Raw genomic sequence first — 3581 nt, 5'->3', positions numbered from 1 at the left:
AAATTTATGGATAAACTAAAAGGAATTGTAATAAAATCAACAGGAAGTTGGTACAGGGTTTTGGCAGAAAACGCTAAAAACTATGAATGTAGAATCAAAGGAAAGTTTCGTCTTGAAGGTTCAAAATCTACAAATCCCGTAGCTGTTGGTGATGAAGTTGTATTTCATTCGGATGAAACAAAAGAATATGCTGTAATTGATAAAATTCAAAAAAGAAAAAATTTTATTGTTAGAAAAGCTACAAATTTATCCCGTCAATCTCATGTAATTGCTTCAAACATAGATTATACCGTTTTGATTGCAACAATATCAAATCCAAGAATATCCTCAGCTTTTATTGACCGTTTTTTAGTTATTTCCTCCGCTTACGAAATTGAACCTATAATTGTTTTTAACAAAATTGATGTTTTAAATACTGAAGAAAAGGAAAAGATAAGGGAATTGAAAAAGCTGTATTTATCTCTAAATTATCAATGTATAGATATTTCAGCAAAAACATCTGAAAATGTTGATCTGCTGAAAAAAATAATAAAAGGAAAAAAAACATTGTTTGTAGGCCAATCGGGTGTAGGAAAAAGTACATTGCTAAACAATTTAAAACCGGGATTAAAAATTAAAACTTTGGAAACATCAAAAATTTCGGGCAAAGGAAAGCATGCAACAACTTTTTATGAAATGCATCAAACAGAAAAGGACACATTTATCATAGACTCACCGGGAATTAGAGAACTTGGATTACACGATTTTGAGGCTTTTGAAATTGCTTTGTTTTTCCCTGAAATAAAAAAATATTCAGTTGATTGCAAGTTTAATACATGCTTACACAAAAACGAACCCAAATGTGCAGTAATTGCAGCAGTCGAATCAGGAAAAATTTCTGTACAGAGATATATAAATTACAGAAAGATACTTTCTGATTTTGATAAATGATAATTCTTAGGTAAAGATGGATTGTGTAAAAAGATTGAAAAATAATAAATTACGAAATAATTAGCTTTTTTAATGTAACTTTGTTTAACAAATTTATCAAAACAAGGAATAGATTTAAGATATATTCAATTTTATTAGGACATGAATCAAGTAAAACAACAGGGATTTACACACATATTATTAGCAAGGGGCTTAGCCTGTCTGCGTGTTACGCACAGACAGGCGAGATTGCCAACCCATTGGAAGATATGGACTTATAGGTTTTTGAGTGTATCTGAACATAATGGAAATAAACGGGATTGTCCGTTTATACAAATGTTAGGCACAATTAGGGAGATTGCACAAAAAAAGAATTTCGTATATTTGTATGAAATTTTGTTTAAAAGGAAAATAAATGGGGAAAATAGAACGATATAATAAAGCAGAACTTGTTGATTACTGCAAAAGTATAGGTATTGAAACAAAAGGAAAAGGGAAAAGTATTCTAATGGAAGAAGCTGAAAATTATGAAAATAATGAAATTAGTAAAGCAATAGAAAAAGGTGGCGAATTGGAATTATTAACTTCAAAAATGGAAGTGTTAGCGAATGAATATGCAGATAATTTACGTTTTAAAATTGATAAACGTAAAGAAGAAATGAAAGAAGATGATAATTCTCATTATTTAATTTATAGGGTTTTAGGTATAACTTCTGTTGAAGGTCAACTAATAGATGAATATCAGAATACTGGACGTTTCTTATACAAATATGCAGGGTCATTTCTCGAAGAAGCGGCATCTTTGTGTTTGAAATTTAAAAACGTTAATGGAGGGAAGTTCTTAGTTGATAATAATCAAGGACAAAGACCAAAAACTTTTGAAATTGATTTTTTGGAAGAAAACAATGCTATTGAAATAAAGTGGAGAGATGCAAGTACTGACGGAGACCATATAACAAAAGAACATACAAGGGTAAAAGCTATTGTAAGTCATGGTTATACTCCAATTCGAGTGATGTTTTATTATCCTCAAAGAGAACAAGCAAAAAAAATACAAGCAGCATTAGAAACAATATATCTGGGTGAAAAAGGAGAGTATTATGGAGGGAATAGTGCTTGGGAGTTTATCAAAAACTATACAGGATTTGATTTGAAGGATATTTTAACAAAAATAGCAGACAAAAGAACACCAACAGATGAAAATTAATAAAATATATCACGGCAATTGTATTAGCAAATTAACTGAAATTGAAAAGAATTCTGTTGACTTAGTTTATTTTGACCCTCCTTTTTTTACTCAAAAAAAACATAGTTTAGTAACAAGAGATGATGCAAAAAAATTTGAGTTTAGTGATAATTGGAATTCATTAGATGAATATATAGAGTTTATTGAAAATACATTAATTGAATGTAAAAGAATACTAAAAAATACGGGAAGTGTATTTCTTCACTGTGATAAAGTTGCATCTCACTATATTCGAGTTTCATTGGATAAGGTTTTTGGAATGAATAATTTCAGAAGTGAAATAATTTGGAGTTATAAAAGATGGTCTAATTCTAAGAAGGGGTTATTGAACTCTCATCAAAATATATATTTTTATTCCAAAAATAAAGATTTTAAATTTAATCAACAATATACTGATTATGCTCCAACAACCAATTTAGACCAAATATTACAAGACCGTAAGAAAACCATAAATGGTAAATCAATTTATAAGACTGATAAAAATGGAAATGTTGTTTTAGGAAAAGAAAAAAAAGGAGTTCCATTGTCTGATACGTGGGAAATACCTTATTTAAATCCAAAGGCAAAAGAAAGAGTTGGGTATCCTACTCAAAAACCTGTTTTATTATTAAATCAAATTATTAAAATAGTAACCGATAAAGGAGATTTGGTTGTTGACCCTTTTTGTGGAAGTGGAACGACCTGTGTGTCAGCAAAACATTTAAAACGGAATTTTATTGGAATAGATGCCTCTATTGATGCTGTTGAGTTATCTAATAAAAGATTGGACGAAATGGTAATAACAAATTCACAGCTATTAAAAAAAGGTTCTGAAAGTTATCTTGAAAAAACAGAAAATGAGATAAATATATTAAAAAGCATTGATGCTCTTCCTGTGCAGAGAAATTTAGGTATTGATGGTTTTTTAAGAAATCATTTTCAAGAAAAACCAGTTCCTGTTAAAATTCAAGGAAAGCTTGAAACATTAAGCGATGCAATTGAAAAATTAGAAAGAGCTTGTAAGGGGAAAGAATACTATTTGAAGATAGTAATACAAACTAAAAAAGAAATTGGAGAAAATAGACTGTTTGAATTTATTTCTGATGTTCAAGTAATTAAATCAGATAAATTGAAAATTGAAGAAATAAAAGAAGAAAAAGTGCCTAACACCTAAGCATATAAAAACCCATAGTGCATGGCCCCTATGGTTTTTATGTGCGTTGTTGAGCCTGCCTGCCAAGGCTCGACAGGCGGGCGAAACCAAAAGGTTACACAGTGCTTATATGTAATTTTAATAAATGATAAATTTTGAGTAAAGTTGATTGTGTAAAAAGATTGAAAAATAATAAATTACGAAATAATTAGCTTTTTTAATGTAACTTTGTTTAACAAATTTATCAAAACAAGGAATAGATTTAAGATATATTCAATTTTATTAGGACATGAA

Annotated in this window: 3 protein-coding genes; all 3 read left to right on the top strand. The window is 29.2% G+C overall.

Translation table 11 applies throughout. From position 1 onward, the window contains the following. The coding region (gene rsgA, locus U9R42_05795; protein ID MEA3495533.1) for a ribosome small subunit-dependent GTPase A at positions 1-930 on the top strand (930 nt) is incomplete at its 5' end. Positions 931-1324: 394 nt separating this feature from the next. Further along, on the top strand, positions 1325-2116 hold the full coding sequence (locus U9R42_05790; GenBank protein MEA3495532.1) for an ApaLI family restriction endonuclease: 792 nt from the start codon (positions 1325-1327) through the stop codon (positions 2114-2116). Continuing rightward, a complete protein-coding gene (locus U9R42_05785) occupies positions 2106-3308 on the top strand; it encodes a site-specific DNA-methyltransferase (GenBank protein MEA3495531.1) in 1203 nt (400 codons plus the stop codon). The genes U9R42_05790 and U9R42_05785 overlap by 11 nt, the downstream gene beginning before the upstream one ends. Positions 3309-3581 lie beyond the last annotated feature (273 nt).

This window comes from Bacteroidota bacterium (assembly GCA_034723125.1).
Classification (GTDB): domain Bacteria; phylum Bacteroidota; class Bacteroidia; order CAILMK01; family JAAYUY01; genus JAYEOP01.
Note: the sequence above shows the minus strand (reverse complement) of the source record. Positions and strands in the feature narration are given on the sequence as shown.